Here is a 14,395-nt window from a genome sequence, read left to right on the forward strand (position 1 = left end):
CTCTCCTCCTTCCCGTTCGCGCCGAGTACCCAGGCTTGTCGCCGTGGCCAGGAGTGGCGCTGGCAGGGGCTCGACCTGCGCGTGCTCTGGCCCGAGCGACCGGGGGCGGGGCGCAACAACGACAGCTGCGTCGTGCAGATCAGCGACGGACGGCATCGCCTCCTGCTCAGCGGTGACATCGAGCAGTTGGCGGTACATCGCCTGCGGGCCCGGGAGAGCAGGGAGGGCGGGGGAGAGGGGTTGGCCAGCACCCTGCTGGTGAGTCCCCACCACGGCAGCCGCACCTCCTCGATCCCGGCCTTTGTGGCGGCGGTGCGGCCGACCTTCGTCGTGCACAGCGCTGGCTTCATGAACCAGTGGGGATTTCCCCGCCCCGACGTGGTGGCGAGATACGATGGTGCGCGGCAATGGGTGACCGGTGAGGATGGCGCCATCCTGATCGAGGGCGGCGATGACGGCCTGCGGATCCGGGCCGAGCGGGAGCAAGGCCCCTGGTACAGGCGAAGTGGGACCTGGTGGAAACCCATTCCATGGAAAGAGGAGTGAGCGGCCGGTCTTGACTCGTGCGCAAGGGGCCTGACGCGGGATGGGGCCGCCGTCATTTGTGACCCTGGTTCGATACCCGACTGCCTGCGACGCTTGGTGAAGCCCCAAGGTTTGGCTAGAATAGCCCGTCATTTCCCTTATTAACGGCTATTCATGCAACAAGAAACCTCACAAGAGAGCTGGCCCGTCTTCAAGCGCCTGCTCGGTTATGTCCGGGATCGCAAACTGGGTCTGGTGGGCGGCATCATCGGCATGCTGGGTTATGCGGCCGTGGATACCACCTTCGTCTATTCCATCAAGCCGCTCATCGATCAGGGGCTCAACGGCAACGACAGCAGCGTGCTCAAGTGGATGCCCTTCTTCGTGCTCGGCATCGTGGCCCTGCGCGGCTGCGCCGCCTTCCTCTCCAACTACTGCATGGCCTGGGTCGGCAACCACGTGGTGATGCGCCTGCAGCAGCAGGTGTTCAGCCACCTGATGGCCATGCCCATGAGCTTCTTCGATCGCCAGAATACCGGCAACCTGCTCTCCAAGGTGACCTATGACGCCGGTCAGGTGTCGTCTGCGGCGAGCTCCACCCTGGTCTCCCTGGTACGGGAAGGGGCCACCGTCATCGGCCTGCTCGGCCTGATGTTCTGGCACTCCTGGCAGCTGTCGGTGATCTTCCTGGTGGTGGGCCCCCTGGTCGGGATCCTCATCAGCCTCATCAGCCGGCGTTTTCGCAAGATAAGTCGCCAGATCCAGCAGGCGGTCGGGGACATCACCACCTCCACCGAGCAGATGCTCAAGGGCCATAAAGAGGTGCTGATGTTCGGCGGCCAGGAGGTGGAAGACAAGCGCTTCTACCGGGTGAGCAACCGGATGCGCCAGCAGACCATGAAGATGGTCGCGGCCGACGCCATCGGCAGCCCCATTGTCCAGATGGTGGCCTCCGTGGCCCTCGCGGTCTTCCTCTATGTGGCGACCATCGACAGCGTCAAGGCGACCCTGACCGCGGGGACCTTCACCGTCATGGTCACCTCCATGATGATGCTGCTCAAGCCACTGAAAAGCCTGACCGACGTGAACAACCAGTTCCAGCGCGGCATCACCGCCTGCCAGAGCCTCTTCGGCCTGCTGGACTCCGCCCCGGAGCAGGACACCGGTACCCGCACCCTGGAGCGCGCCCGCGGCGAGATCGAGTTTCGCAACGTCACCTTCACCTACCCGACCAAGGAGACACCGGCGCTGCACAACGTCAGCTTCAAGGTGGAGGCGGGCAAGTCCGTGGCCCTGGTGGGGCGCTCCGGCTCCGGCAAGAGCACCATCGCCAGCCTCCTGACCCGCTTCTACGACATCGAGCAGGGGGAAATCCTGCTGGATGGCGTCAACATCCGCGAATACCGCTTGAGCGAGCTGCGCAAGCAGTACGCCCTGGTCTCCCAGCACGTGCACCTGTTCAACGACTCCGTAGCCAACAACATCGCCTATGCGGCGGAGGATCGCTACAGCCGGGAAGAGGTGCAGCAGGCTGCCCGCATCGCCCATGCGGACGACTTCGTGCGCAAGATGCCGGAAGGCTATGACACCGTCATCGGCGAGAACGGCGCGTCCCTCTCCGGTGGCCAGCGCCAGCGCATCGCCATCGCCCGCGCCCTGCTGCGGGACTCCCCGGTGCTGCTGCTGGACGAGGCCACCTCGGCCCTGGACACCGAGTCCGAACGCCACATCCAGGCCGCCATCGACGAGCTGTGCAAGGCGCGCACCTCCCTGGTGATCGCCCACCGTCTCTCCACCATCGAGAAGGCGGACGAGATCCTGGTGATCGACGAGGGTCACATCGTCGAGCGTGGCAACCACCAGACCCTGATGGCCCTGCAGGGCACCTATGCCCAGCTGCGCGCCATCCAGTTCGGCAACGGCGCCGCCGCAGGCAACCAAGGCTGATGCTGGCGCGGCTCTGGTACGGGAACAGCGGCTGGCGCTGGTGGCTGGCCCCCTTCGCCCTGTTGTTCTCCCTTGTCAGCGGCGTGCGCCGCTTCGCCTATCGCCGGGGCTGGTTCAAGGCCTATCGCGCCGGCCTGCCGGTCATCGTCGTGGGCAACCTCTCGGTGGGTGGCAATGGCAAGACCCCGGTGGTGGTCTGGCTGGTGGAACAGCTGCAGGCGCGGGGTTTCAGGCCCGGTGTGGTGAGCCGGGGTTATGGCGGCAAGGCGCCCCATTATCCCTATCGGCTCGATGAGACCAGCACCACGGCGCAGGCGGGGGATGAGCCCGTGCTCATCGCCCGTCGCTGTGGCTGCCCGGTGGCGGTGGCCCCCAAACGGGCCGATGCGGTGCGCCTGCTGGAGCAAAGCGGCGAGGTGGACATCATTGTCACCGACGACGGCCTGCAGCACTACGCCCTGGCCCGGGACATCGAGCTGGTGGTGGTGGACGGGGCACGCCGGTTCGGCAATGGTTGCCTGCTGCCCATGGGGCCGCTGCGCGAGCCCATCAGTCGTTTGAAGCGCGTGGACGCCATCATCTGCAATGGTGGCGAGCCGGGCAGGGGCGAATATGCCATGCACCTGGCCCCTGGCACGCCCCGCCGGGTGTGCGACGATGCGCCGCTCACCGCGCCCCTTAAGGGGCCGGTGGACGCCTTGGCGGGCATCGGCCATCCCCCCCGTTTCTTCGCGACCCTGACCGCGCTCGGCTATGAGCTGGCGCAGAGCGTCGGCTATGCGGATCACCAGGCGTTCGACGCCGCCGAGCTGCTCGCCCGCTTCGGCGAGCGCCCCTTGCTGATGACGGAGAAGGATGCGGTCAAGTGCCGTGCCTTCGCGCCGGCGCACTGGTGGTACCTGCCGGTGAGCGCCGAGCTGCCGGATGCCCTGGGGGAGGCCCTGCTGCGGACCCTGAAGGGGGCCGGCGGCCGACAATCATAAAAGGCACGCGGCCCCTTCGGCCCGCTCCCTGTGCCATGACGGCACCTCGGGACGGCCGGGGGCGGCGCCAGCCGACGGGACCGGGCCCGGCTGCGGGCCCGGCACAGCATATTAATGGCCAGGCATCATCGCCTGCCCGACATCGTTAAAGGAGTTTGGTTGTGGCACTGGATATTAAACTGCTCGACATCATCGCCTGCCCGGTCTGCAAGGGTAAGCTGCACTATCAGGCTCACGCGGGTTCCCAGGAGCTGATCTGCCGCTTCGACAGGCTGGCCTACCCGATGGAGGAGGGGATCCCCGTCCTGCTGGAGAACCGGGCCCGCCACCTGGCGCTGGAAGAGCTGAAGCCATGAGTTTCGTCGTCGTCATTCCGGCCCGCTACGCCTCGACCCGGCTGCCGGGCAAACCGCTGGCGGACATCCACGGCAAGCCCATGGTGCAGCACGTGGTGGAGAAGGCCCTGCAATCCGGCGCGGACCGGGTGATCGTCGCGACCGACGATGAGCGGGTGCAGCAGGCGCTGGCGCCGTTTGCCGCACAGGCCGGCTTCGAGGTGTGCATGACCTCACCGGATCACCAGTCCGGTACCGAGCGCCTCGCCGAGGTGAGCCGTCACTACGGCTTTGCCGCCGACACCATAGTGGTCAACGTGCAGGGGGATGAGCCCCTCATCCCGCCGTCCATCATTCGTCAGGTGGCGGACAACCTGGCCGCCGCCAGCGCCCCCATGGCCACGCTGTCGGTGCCGATCGTGGATGCCGAAGAGGCGTTCAACCCGAACGCCGTCAAGGTTGTGACCGACAAGGATGGCTACGCCCTCTACTTCAGCCGTGCCTCCATTCCCTGGGATCGGGATGCGTTCGCCAGGAGCCGCGAGCAGATAGGCCCCCACTACCAGCGCCACATCGGCATCTACGCCTATCGCGCCGGTTTTATCCAGCGTTACGTGGACTGGGCGCCGAGTCAGCTCGAGCAAGTAGAGGCGCTGGAGCAGCTGCGTGTGCTCTGGTACGGGGAGAAGATCCACGTCGCCCAGGCCCTGGAGGCGCCGCCGGTCGGGGTGGATACCCAGGCCGATCTCGACAAGGTGCGTGCGCTGCTGGCTGGTTGAGGCTGGCGGAACGGCTTTGATGCAAAACGGCGCCCCAGGGCGCCGTTTTTTAATTGGTTCTTTGTATAGTAATTTGATTTAAAAAGGATTTTACGAGCAATTTCAAACTTTTCCCGGCCATGGTTTGCCAAATCATCGAGTTTGGTTATGATGCAAGACGCCGTGTTAACCCTAACTGGCATATAACGAGATAAAAAACGGGGTGTTTGGGTGATTAATGTATTCCTGGTCGATGATCATGAGTTGGTGCGTACAGGGATAAGACGCATTTTGGAAGACGTCCGCGGGATCAAGGTGGTGGGCGAGGCGCAGAGCGGGGAGACCGCGGTGGCCTTCTGTCGGCAACATCACCCCGATGTGATCCTGATGGACATGAACATGCCGGGCATCGGCGGTCTGGAAGCGACCCGCAAGATCCTGCGGATCCGCCCCGATGTGCGCATCATAGTGCTGACCATTCATTCAGAAAATCCGTTCCCCACCAAGGTGATGCAGGCGGGGGCCGCCGGGTATCTCACCAAGGGGGCCGCGCCGGACGAGATGATCCACGCGATTCGCCTGGTTCACTCCGGTCAGCGTTACATCTCCCCGGAGATCGCCCAGCAGATGGCCCTGAGCCAGTTTGCCTCCGCCGACGAGAACCCCTTCAAGTCCCTCTCCGAGCGCGAGCTGCAGATCATGATGATGATCACCAAGGGGCAGAAGGTGACCGACATCTCCGAGCAACTCAACCTGAGCCCGAAGACGGTCAACAGCTATCGCTACCGCCTGTTCAGCAAGCTGGGCATCAATGGCGACGTGGAGCTGACCCATCTTGCCATTCGCTATGGCATGCTGGATGCCGACACCCTGTAAGGGGCGGCGTGTGGCCATCGAAGGCGGCGTGGGCCGCCTTTTGCTTTCTTGCCCCTTTTGCTTTTCAGTCAGCGGGCGCAGTATGCTCTTCCCCGTCTTTTTGCATTCATCCGTTGAGTCGAGTTGCCCATGACCCCCTCTCCCGAGCCCCTGTTTGACAGCAAGGCATTCCTCGGCGCCGTCACCCACCAGAGCGGTGTCTATCGCATGTACGACAGCGGCGGCACCGTCATCTACGTGGGCAAGGCCAAGGATCTCAAGAAACGGCTCGCCTCCTACTTCCGGGCCAACGTCGACAGCATCAAGACCCGCACCCTGGTGCGCCAGATCGCCGATGTGCAGGTGACGGTCACCCACACCGAGACCGAGGCGCTGATCCTCGAGCACAACCTCATCAAGCAGTACCAGCCCCGCTACAACGTGCTGCTGCGGGACGACAAGTCCTACCCCTGGATCATCATCACCGACCACCAGCACCCGCGTATCGGCGTCCACCGCGGCGCCCGCAAGGTGAAGGGGGAGTATTTCGGCCCTTATCCTTCCGGCGGCGCGGTGCGAGAGAGCCTGCACCTGATGCAGAAGATCTTTCCCGTGCGCCAGTGCGAGGACGCGGTCTATGCCAACCGCACCCGCCCCTGTCTGCTTTACCAGCTCAAGCGCTGCGCCGGCCCCTGTGTGGCGGGGCTGGTGAGCGAGGCGGAATACGCCCAGCAGGTGGCGCTGGCCAAGCTGTTCCTCGCAGGCAAGAACCAGCAGGTGATAGGCGAGCTGGTGGGCAAGATGGAGTCCGCCAGCGGCGATCTGCGCTTCGAGGAGGCGGCCCGCTACCGGGATCAGATCCAGGCCCTGCGCCGGGTCACCGAGCAGCAGTCGGTGAGCGGCAACGTACTGGACGAGCTCGACGTGGTCGGGGTCGCCTTCGAGCAGGGGACCGCCTGCATCCACGTGCTCTTCATTCGCCAGGGCAAGGTGCTGGGCTCGCGCAGCTACTTCCCGAAAGTGCCGGCCGATACCCCGCTGGAGGAGGTGGTGCAATCCTTCCTGCTGCAGTTCTACCTGTCGGGGCAGGGGGGGCGGCAGATCCCGAGCGAAGTGCTGCTGGACGTGGCGCTGGAGGATGAGAACGTTATCGCCGACACCCTGAGCCAGACCGCCGGCTACAAGGTGCGAGTGGTGAGCCGGACGCGCAGCGAGCGGGCGCGTTTCATCAAGCTCGCCTCCATCAACGCCCAGACCGCGCTGCGCTCGCGCCTCGCCCACAAGAGCACCATCACCGCCCGCTACGATCAGCTGGAGGAGCTGCTGGAGCTCGAGACCCCCATCGCCCGCATGGAGTGTTTCGACATCTCCCACACCATGGGGGAGCGTACTGTGGCCTCCTGCGTGGTGTTCAACCGGGAGGGGCCGCTCTCCTCGGAATATCGCCGCTTCAACATCGACGGCATCACAGGCGGTGATGACTACGCCGCCATGGAGCAGGCGCTGGAGCGCCGCTTTGGCAAGCAGCAGGAGCCGGACAAGGTGCCGGACGTGCTCTTCATCGACGGTGGCCTCGGCCAGCTGCGCCGCGCCGAGGAGATCCTGGCGCGCCAGCTGGAGTTTCTCGGCGGCAAGTATCCGCTCCTGGTGGGTATCGCCAAGGGGGTGACCCGCAAGGCGGGGCTGGAGACTCTGATCCTGGGGGACAGCCACGAGGAGCTGCACCTGCCGGCGGACATGCCCGCCCTGCACCTCATCCAGCACATTCGCGACGAATCCCACCGTTTCGCCATCACCGGCCATCGGGCACGGCGCGCCAAGGCGCGCACCACCAGTACCCTGGAAGACATTCCCGGGGTGGGGCCGAAACGGCGGCAGGCGCTGCTCAAATACCTGGGCGGCCTGCAGGAGGTGAAAAAGGCCGGAGTGGACGAGCTCGCCAAGGTGCCCGGCATCAGTCAGGAGCTGGCCCAGTCCATTCACGACGCCCTGCGCTCCCTCTAGCCCTTCGTCTGCGAAGGGCTGCACTCTGCCCATGCAGGCCTTCACGGCAGACAGGGCCTGGCATACCGGCTGAGGGAGAGCCATGGCATTCACCCCGGATTCATCCCCTGTGGGAAACCCGGACACACAAGGGCCGTGACGCAGGGGGGGCGCAAATGCCATAATGGCCCGCATCCTGAGGTTATTGATGGATTAATGGACCAAGGCGGGCACCTGTGCGGTTGCATCGGCAATCGGCATGGGGCTACCATGTTGTGGCATACAAGAAGTGGCTGAAAATAATGACAAATATTCCTAACCTGCTGACGTTTTTCCGGATCCTGCTCATCCCCGTCTTCGTCATCCTGTTCTACCTTCCCTACCAGTGGTCCTACATGGCGGCAGCCATCGTCTTCATCCTGGCGGCCGCGACCGACTGGTTTGACGGCTATCTCGCCCGCAAGCTGAACCAGTCCACCGCCTTCGGCGCCTTCCTCGACCCGGTCGCGGACAAGATCATGGTGGCGGCGGCCCTGGTGGTCATCGTCGAGCACTACAACACCGTCTGGGTGACCATTCCCGCCATGACCATGATTGGCCGCGAGATCATCATCTCCGCCCTGCGCGAGTGGATGGCGGAGCTCGGCAAGCGCTCCTCGGTGGCGGTCAGCTGGATTGGCAAGTGGAAGACCATGATCCAGATGGTGTCGCTCACCGGTCTCATCTGGCAGTACGACATCTGGATGGTATGGCTCGCCTATGTGCTGCTCTATGTGGCGACCGTGCTCACCTTCTGGTCCATGTTCCAGTACATGAAGGCCGCCTGGGGCGATCTCAGCTACCACTCCCGCTTCTAGGGCGTGCTCCGGCACCAAGGGGAAAATCGCCGTTTCTTTGCCACTGGGGCCAAGAAACGGTCATGATCGCTAAAAGTGCGGGACAAGAGTAAAAAACACTCGAACGATCAGAGTATTAAATGTTTTTGGTTGACTGGACGAGGAACATCGCTAGAATGCGTTCTCGTAGTCAGGCAGTCAGCCAGACCGATGCGGGAATAGCTCAGTTGGTAGAGCACGACCTTGCCAAGGTCGGGGTCGCGAGTTCGAGTCTCGTTTCCCGCTCCAAATTCAGACAATGGAGAGTTCTCTCTCCCTTGCATGGCGCGTTAGCAAAGCGGTTATGCAGCGGATTGCAAATCCGTTTAGTCCGGTTCGACTCCGGAACGTGCCTCCATATTGACAAGCCCGCGACGCGAGCTTGATACCGATTGCGGTGCCCGAGTGGTGAAATCGGTAGACACAAGGGATTTAAAATCCCTCGACGTTCGCGTCGTGCCGGTTCGATTCCGGCCTCGGGCACCATTGATACTTCCAAAGCATTCCGAAAAAGTTTAAAAAACCCAGTAGATTCAATGTCTCTGGGTTTTTTTACGTCCAGAGCATTCCGAGTCATTCCTAACACATCCGCTAGAAATTGGTATACGCTTAGGTATACATCGATTCGATAAAGGAGTCGTATACCAATGCCGCGAACTACCAAACCCCTGTCTGATACCGAGTGTCGCAATGCCCGCTCGCGAGAAAAAGACTATTCCCTGTTCGATGGGAATGGCTTGCACTTATTGGTCAAAAAGAACGGTACCCGTTCGTGGCGCTTCAAGTTCACCAAGCCAGATGGTAAGGCAGGGCTGATGGCGTTTGGCGACTACCCAACCCTTTCTTTGACTGACGCGCGTAAAAGGCGCGAAGAGGTGCGAAACCAGTTAGCCAAAGGTATCGATCCTGTCGTCCATAAGCGGCAGTTGCGAAACGAGATCACCAGTAAACAGACGAATAGTTTTGAGGCTGTTGCCCGTGAATGGCATTCAAGGAGTGCTGGCAAGTGGTCCCCGGATCATGCTTCACGCATCTTGACCCGGCTTGAAACAGATGTGTTTCCGTCGATTGGCCATTGCCCTGTGGATGAACTCAAGACCCGTGACCTGCTTGTTCCATTGCGCATGATAGAGCAGCGAGATGCGCTTGATTTGGCAGGACGAGTGCGGCAACACATCAACGGCATCATGCGTTATGCAGTGCAAACGGGCTTGATTGATAGCAATCTTGCTGCTGATTTGACGGGAGCGTTGTCGGTTCGCAAAGGCAAGCACCATCCCGCGCTGCCGCTGCAGAATATTCCCGATCTGCTGTGTCGCCTTGAGAGTTATCCGGGGCGTCTGCTGACCAAGATGGCGGTGAAATTGAGCTTGTTAACCTTTGTCCGTTCGAGTGAATTACGCTTCATGCGTTGGGATGAACTCGATATCGAGCGAGCAATCTGGACGATTCCGGCGTCCCGTGACCTCATTGAGGGGGTCAAATACTCGCATCGTGGTGCCAAGATGCGAGAACCGCATATTGTGCCGTTGTCACACCAGGCACTGGCAATCATTGAGGTGATCCGCCCTTTGACCGGGCGCTTCGATCTGGTTTTTGCCGGTGACCATGATGTATCAAAACCCATGAGTGAAAACACCGTGAATAGTGCCTTGCGCCGACTGGGTTATGACACCAAGGTTGAGGTATGCGGTCATGGCTTCCGGGCGATGGCATGCAGCGCTCTGCTTGAATCAGGCCAATGGAGTGAGGATGCTATTGAACGGCAGATGAGCCATAAGGAGCGTAACGGTGTGCGGGCTGCTTACATTCATCGGGCCGAATTTATCACCCAGCGCCAGCAGATGATGCAATGGTGGGCTGACTGGCTGGACAGTTGCAAACATCACTATGTGCCACCCCATGAATTTACCGGGATGGAGAGCAATGCGATTCACTTGCCAAATAGTCTGTCTGCATAAGTGGATCGGGTTGTCAATCAGCGTCCAAAATTGCCCAGGGTTAGCTGGCTGATTGCATCCTCTGTTTGAAGCGGTAGGAATCGCTTCCTGTCTCGATGATCTCGCAGTGATGGGTGATCCTATCCAGCATGGCCGTCGTCATCTTCTTATCCGTAAATACCTTGCTCCAATCACTGAAGGCCAGATTGGTGGTCAGGAGCAGGCTGGTACCACTTGCTGATCAGGTGAAACTGCAGGGCGCCTCCGCTTTCGGCAAGCGGCAGATAGCCCAGTTTGCCCAAGATCACCGCATCGACATTGACCAACCGAATGGCAAGCTGCCCGGCTTTGTCTGCCGCCTTCTCCTGCTCCAGTTCGTTGACCAGACCCACCACTGTGTAGAAACGTACTCGCTTGCTCCGGCACCCGGCATTGCGTCCCAAGGTTATGGCCAGGTGGGTTTGACCCGTCCCGGTTCCGCCGATCAACAGCAGATTGCGCTTCTGTTCCAGGAAGTCATCCACACCTACTCGCTATTTAATTGCCCTTGTCAAGTGCGTCTCTGACGGGGTTCACCCCTGTAGGGCTAGGGATTTTTTGCGAGATGATAAAAATAAGGAGCCATGCTGGTGCATCCCGTTCCAGTGCATGACAGGGAATAACTAACATGGCTAAAGAAAGCAAATCCACTCTGACCATTATTCGCCGTAATGAGGTTGAAGCCCGCACCGGACTCTCACGCTCTACCATCTACGCCAAAATGCGTCCCAATCCGAAGTGCCCCAATGTTTATGACCCGACTTTTCCCAAACCGGTGTCCATCGGCGCCAAAGCCGTTGGTTGGGTTGAAGAGGAGTTGGAAGCCTGGCTCATCGCTCAGATTCAGAAGAGCCGCTAGGCGTAAGGAGGCGGGGATGACAGTCACCAATTACGCAAAAAAGAGCCGCCATGGTACGGCGGCCTCTTCGATTGGCATGTTTGATATTGGCCGGATAGTTAAACCTGACGCTGAGAGCGTAGCACCTGCGCGTTTGCTGGCAAGCAAAAGCCTGTGTCGCATAACATCGGAGGGGGGAACCATTTGTGGGCAGTCCGCACTGAGCACGAACAGTGAGCGCATCGAGCAGCTCGGCCGCCTTCAGGAAAGGTATGAGAACGATGATGGTGTATCGCTGTTCACTCACAAGTTCGCCGTTTTGCGCTTGTTCGGGGGTGAGAAATGAGTACCTCTCAGCAAGCCAAGGCTGCCAACATCGAGGCCAACGGCCACACTGTCATTCCGTACCAGAGCAACGGCAACCCGAAACCCTACGGCGACAAGCAGCGCTACCCGTCCTACATGGTACGCGCGGATGACATTCAGTTTGGTGTTCGCTTGGATGGCATGATCTTGCTGGATCTGGATGGAAACAAGGTTGCCGAAGCACCGTCCCCTGAGGTTCTGCTGGCGATGCTGGGGCTTCCGGGCGATACCCCCGCGAACCAGTACCGGATGCTCACCGATAGCCAGCCGGACGGTTCGTATCACTGGCTGTTCCGCTTGCCTGCTGGGGTAGACCTTGCCAGCTTGAAGCAGAGCGTCAACAACGCAAATGGGCTGGCTGGCGTGGATGTGAAGACCGGCAATCAGCTGGTCTACATCAAAGCCGATAAGGTACTGCACGGCGATACCATCCCCAAGCTGGCAGATCTGCCGGAGGCGCCAGCCATCTTGTTGGGGTGGATCACCAAGCCCAAACATGAGCCAAAGGTGATGGCCCCCATGGTCAGCTCCGCAGAGACCAGCCGCTATGGCGAGAGAGCGTTGACGAGTGCCTGTGAGGCGATTGTCAGCGCGCCGTTGGGGAGCCGGAACGAGACGCTCAACCGGGAGGCGCTGGGGGTGGCGCAACTGGTCGCTGGTGGAGAGATCTGCCACGCCGACGCTGAGCGTCAGTTGTTTGCTGCTGGCATGGCGTCTGGCCAATCGGTACAGGAGGTCAAGGCGACTATTGCCAGTGCGCACCAGAAGGGGATACAGGAGCCACGTCAAGCCCCGCCTAAAAGTAAGCTGTAGGCCGATAAGAAGGGCAGCCAAAAAACAGGTTCTCTGCTGGCGGCTAATGTTGTTTCTCTGCGTCCTGAGCAGGACGACGCGGCGCTGATGCTGGAACAGATGAGCGCCAGCCAGCGTGGGGAGGCACTGGCTGCTAGTCTGGGAACCCTGGCCATCAATGTCGACACGAGCCTGGTGTACCGTTACACCGGCAGCCTGTGGGAGTCGATGCCGGATGCGGTGCTTGCGCGCCGTATGACTGCAATGTTTAAGCAGCAAGGCGCCAAATACTATAGTGACCGGGTAATCAACACTGCTGTGGATACCATGAAACTGGGCCTTGATGAGATACCACGCCCGGCACTCAACCTGATTGGTTTTGCCAATGGGGTCTATGACCTAGTGCTCCGCACGTTTCGCCCGCATTCCCCCGCCGATGGCTTGCTGACTCACAATGAGATCGAGTACAGCGAGCCGCTGGCAGGGGAGTTGCTGGAGCAGGGTGCCCCTCACTTCATGAAGTGGCTGAGCTACGCGACAGACAGTGACACAGCCAAGATGGAGCGCATTAAGGCGGCACTGTTCATGGTGCTGGCGAATCGCTACGACTGGCAACTGTTCCTGGAGGTAACGGGGGAAGGCGGCAGTGGCAAATCGGTCATGGCGGCACTGTGCGAACTGCTGGTTGGCCAAGAAAACGTGGGTAGTAGCTCGATGAAGCTGCTCGAGAGCAGCTTTGGTCTGGAGAACGTCTGGGACAAACGCCTGATCTTGTTGCCGGACCAACCTTCGTACGTTGGCGATGGCCACGTGCTCAAGGCGATCACTGGTGGCGATAAAGTATCGGTCAACCCTAAAGGTAAGGCGATTTTCAGCACCCGGATCCCAGCTGTGTTGCTGGCCACCAACAACGTACCGATGGTGTTTAACGAGCGCAACGGGGGGATCGCTCGTCGCCGGGTGATCTTCCACTTCGGACGAGTGGTGGCATCCGCTGATCGGGATGGGGCCCTTGGCGACAAGATTGCCGCTGAGTTACCGGTGATCATTCGCCATCTGCTGACCCGGTTTGCCGACCCTGACCAGGCCAAGCGTCTGCTGGAGGAGCAACGGGATGGTGCTGATGCGCTGGCGGTGAAGCGCGAGGCTGACCACGTACTCGACTTTTGCGCCACCTTGGCGTTTCTGGCTGAGCCGAAGGGGCTCTATATGGGGGGAAATGTCGCCTTGAAGGATGAGCCGAGGAAATTCCTTTATCACCTCTACCTGGCTTACCTGGAGTACCACGGCTTGAACCGCCCACTCTCGCTTAATTCATTCAGCAAAGCCGTCAGACAGGCTGCAAAGGAGCTGGGCGCGGAGTACAAGACGCGCAAGACCAATAGTCAAACTCAAACCAATGTTGCACTCACCGAGCAGGCAGAGGAGTACCTTCCGCGGGCCCTGTAGGCCGATATGACTTAATGAGACCAAACGGCGGTGACAAGAAGGCTCCTTGTGGGGCCTTTTTTTCTAACTTGAGGGGAGGGGGCATACCCCATTTCATAGTCACTGAGTCACTTTACTGTGTGAATGCCTTGTCCTGCCCGGGTTGGGATGCAGTGACCAACATTGATTCATGGTCACTGTTTGTCACTGGGTCACTGCCCTGATGCTTCTTGATGGATGACAGATGGGAGATGACGCAATGAGTGGATCAGTGAAAGCAGTGCTCAAAAGAGTGATGTGAGTGACTCCCAGAGACCATGAAAAATCAAGGTCACTTGCTGCTAGCCCAATGATGGCGGGATGTGTATCAAAACAGTGACCAAGTGACTATCACAGACAACTTCTTGCCACACACAGCTGCGTTTGCACTGACGGGACTCCCCCTGTAGGGCTGGATACCTACCTGCCTCCTCGTAAATACTGGTCGCCTATGATCTATTCCCCTATGCATTCAACAGATTCCCCAGACTGGCACGGTATCGAACTCGCGTACTGTGCTGGCCGCCAGAGTGTGCGCCAGATAGCGCTAGATCACGGCATTTCACATACCGCCATTAACAAGCGGGCCAAGACGCACAAATGGTCAAGAGTCACAACACCTGTTAACGCTGCCTCATCTTCAGGTATGCCTACGGCTCCTATCAGTGGCGCTGAACACGTGGATTCAACAA

At 60.3% G+C, this 14,395-nt stretch carries 13 protein-coding genes, 3 tRNA genes and 1 pseudogene; 16 read left to right on the forward strand and 1 reads right to left on the reverse strand.

All coding sequences use genetic code 11. From position 1 onward, the window contains the following. From BN1136_RS20390 to BN1136_RS06980, 12 genes are all read left to right on the forward strand, one after another. Window positions 1–546, forward strand: a 546-nt coding sequence (locus tag BN1136_RS20390; protein ID WP_043808263.1) for a ComEC/Rec2 family competence protein, incomplete at its 5' end; no start/stop codon positions are given. 153 nt (window positions 547–699) lie between these two features. Beyond that, window positions 700–2,472: a lipid A ABC transporter ATP-binding protein/permease MsbA gene (gene msbA / locus BN1136_RS06930; RefSeq protein ID WP_043759523.1), complete on the forward strand. Its 1,773-nt coding sequence runs from the start codon at window positions 700–702 to the stop codon at window positions 2,470–2,472. After that, window positions 2,472–3,455, forward strand: coding sequence for a tetraacyldisaccharide 4'-kinase (gene lpxK, locus BN1136_RS06935; RefSeq protein ID WP_043808265.1), 984 nt, complete (start codon window positions 2,472–2,474; stop codon window positions 3,453–3,455). Before msbA ends, lpxK begins: the two co-directional genes overlap by 1 nt. A gap of 161 nt (window positions 3,456–3,616) precedes the next feature. Beyond that, window positions 3,617–3,811, forward strand: a complete 195-nt coding sequence (locus BN1136_RS06940; RefSeq protein ID WP_043759525.1) for a Trm112 family protein — start codon at window positions 3,617–3,619, stop codon at window positions 3,809–3,811. Continuing rightward, window positions 3,808–4,569, forward strand: coding sequence for a 3-deoxy-manno-octulosonate cytidylyltransferase (gene kdsB, locus BN1136_RS06945; RefSeq protein WP_043759528.1), 762 nt, complete (start codon window positions 3,808–3,810; stop codon window positions 4,567–4,569). The genes BN1136_RS06940 and kdsB overlap by 4 nt, the downstream gene beginning before the upstream one ends. Window positions 4,570–4,779: 210 nt before the next feature. Beyond that, window positions 4,780–5,424: a UvrY/SirA/GacA family response regulator transcription factor gene (gene uvrY / locus BN1136_RS06950; RefSeq protein WP_010675231.1), complete on the forward strand. Its 645-nt coding sequence runs from the start codon at window positions 4,780–4,782 to the stop codon at window positions 5,422–5,424. 129 nt (window positions 5,425–5,553) lie between these two features. After that, window positions 5,554–7,407 carry an excinuclease ABC subunit UvrC gene (uvrC, locus tag BN1136_RS06955; protein WP_043759533.1) on the forward strand — a complete coding sequence of 618 codons (1,854 nt, stop codon included), beginning with the start codon at window positions 5,554–5,556 and terminating at the stop codon, window positions 7,405–7,407. A gap of 281 nt (window positions 7,408–7,688) precedes the next feature. Beyond that, on the forward strand, window positions 7,689–8,243 hold the full coding sequence (pgsA, locus tag BN1136_RS06960; RefSeq protein WP_010675229.1) for a CDP-diacylglycerol--glycerol-3-phosphate 3-phosphatidyltransferase: 555 nt from the start codon (window positions 7,689–7,691) through the stop codon (window positions 8,241–8,243). A gap of 191 nt (window positions 8,244–8,434) precedes the next feature. Next, a tRNA-Gly gene (locus BN1136_RS06965) sits at window positions 8,435–8,510 on the forward strand. 35 nt (window positions 8,511–8,545) lie between these two features. Beyond that, window positions 8,546–8,619 (forward strand) — tRNA-Cys (locus BN1136_RS06970). A 41-nt stretch (window positions 8,620–8,660) separates the two neighbouring features. Then, window positions 8,661–8,747, forward strand: a tRNA-Leu gene (locus BN1136_RS06975). Between the two features lie 161 nt (window positions 8,748–8,908). Beyond that, window positions 8,909–10,222, forward strand: a complete 1,314-nt coding sequence (locus tag BN1136_RS06980) for a tyrosine-type recombinase/integrase (protein ID WP_043759536.1) — start codon at window positions 8,909–8,911, stop codon at window positions 10,220–10,222. A 40-nt stretch (window positions 10,223–10,262) separates the two neighbouring features. Here the strand turns inward: BN1136_RS06980 and BN1136_RS06985 are convergent. Continuing rightward, window positions 10,263–10,719, reverse strand: a pseudogene (locus BN1136_RS06985) (ATP-binding protein); the annotation flags it as partial. A 149-nt stretch (window positions 10,720–10,868) separates the two neighbouring features. Here BN1136_RS06985 and BN1136_RS06990 point away from each other — a divergent pair. The 4 genes from BN1136_RS06990 to BN1136_RS07005 all read left to right on the forward strand — a co-directional run bounded on the left by BN1136_RS06990 (window position 10,869) and on the right by BN1136_RS07005 (window position 13,685). After that, window positions 10,869–11,099: a helix-turn-helix transcriptional regulator gene (locus tag BN1136_RS06990; RefSeq protein ID WP_043759538.1), complete on the forward strand. Its 231-nt coding sequence runs from the start codon at window positions 10,869–10,871 to the stop codon at window positions 11,097–11,099. A 16-nt stretch (window positions 11,100–11,115) separates the two neighbouring features. After that, a complete protein-coding gene (locus BN1136_RS06995; RefSeq protein WP_043759540.1) occupies window positions 11,116–11,424 on the forward strand; it encodes a hypothetical protein in 309 nt (102 codons plus the stop codon). Beyond that, window positions 11,421–12,257 carry a bifunctional DNA primase/polymerase gene (locus BN1136_RS07000; protein WP_043759542.1) on the forward strand — a complete coding sequence of 279 codons (837 nt, stop codon included), beginning with the start codon at window positions 11,421–11,423 and terminating at the stop codon, window positions 12,255–12,257. The genes BN1136_RS06995 and BN1136_RS07000 overlap by 4 nt, the downstream gene beginning before the upstream one ends. Before the next feature lie 87 nt (window positions 12,258–12,344). Beyond that, a complete protein-coding gene (locus BN1136_RS07005; RefSeq protein ID WP_052365666.1) occupies window positions 12,345–13,685 on the forward strand; it encodes a DNA primase family protein in 1,341 nt (446 codons plus the stop codon). Window positions 13,686–14,395: the final 710 nt, after the last annotated feature.

The sequence above is a fragment of the Aeromonas taiwanensis genome, assembly GCF_000820165.1.
Taxonomy (GTDB): Bacteria; Pseudomonadota; Gammaproteobacteria; order Enterobacterales; family Aeromonadaceae; genus Aeromonas; species Aeromonas taiwanensis.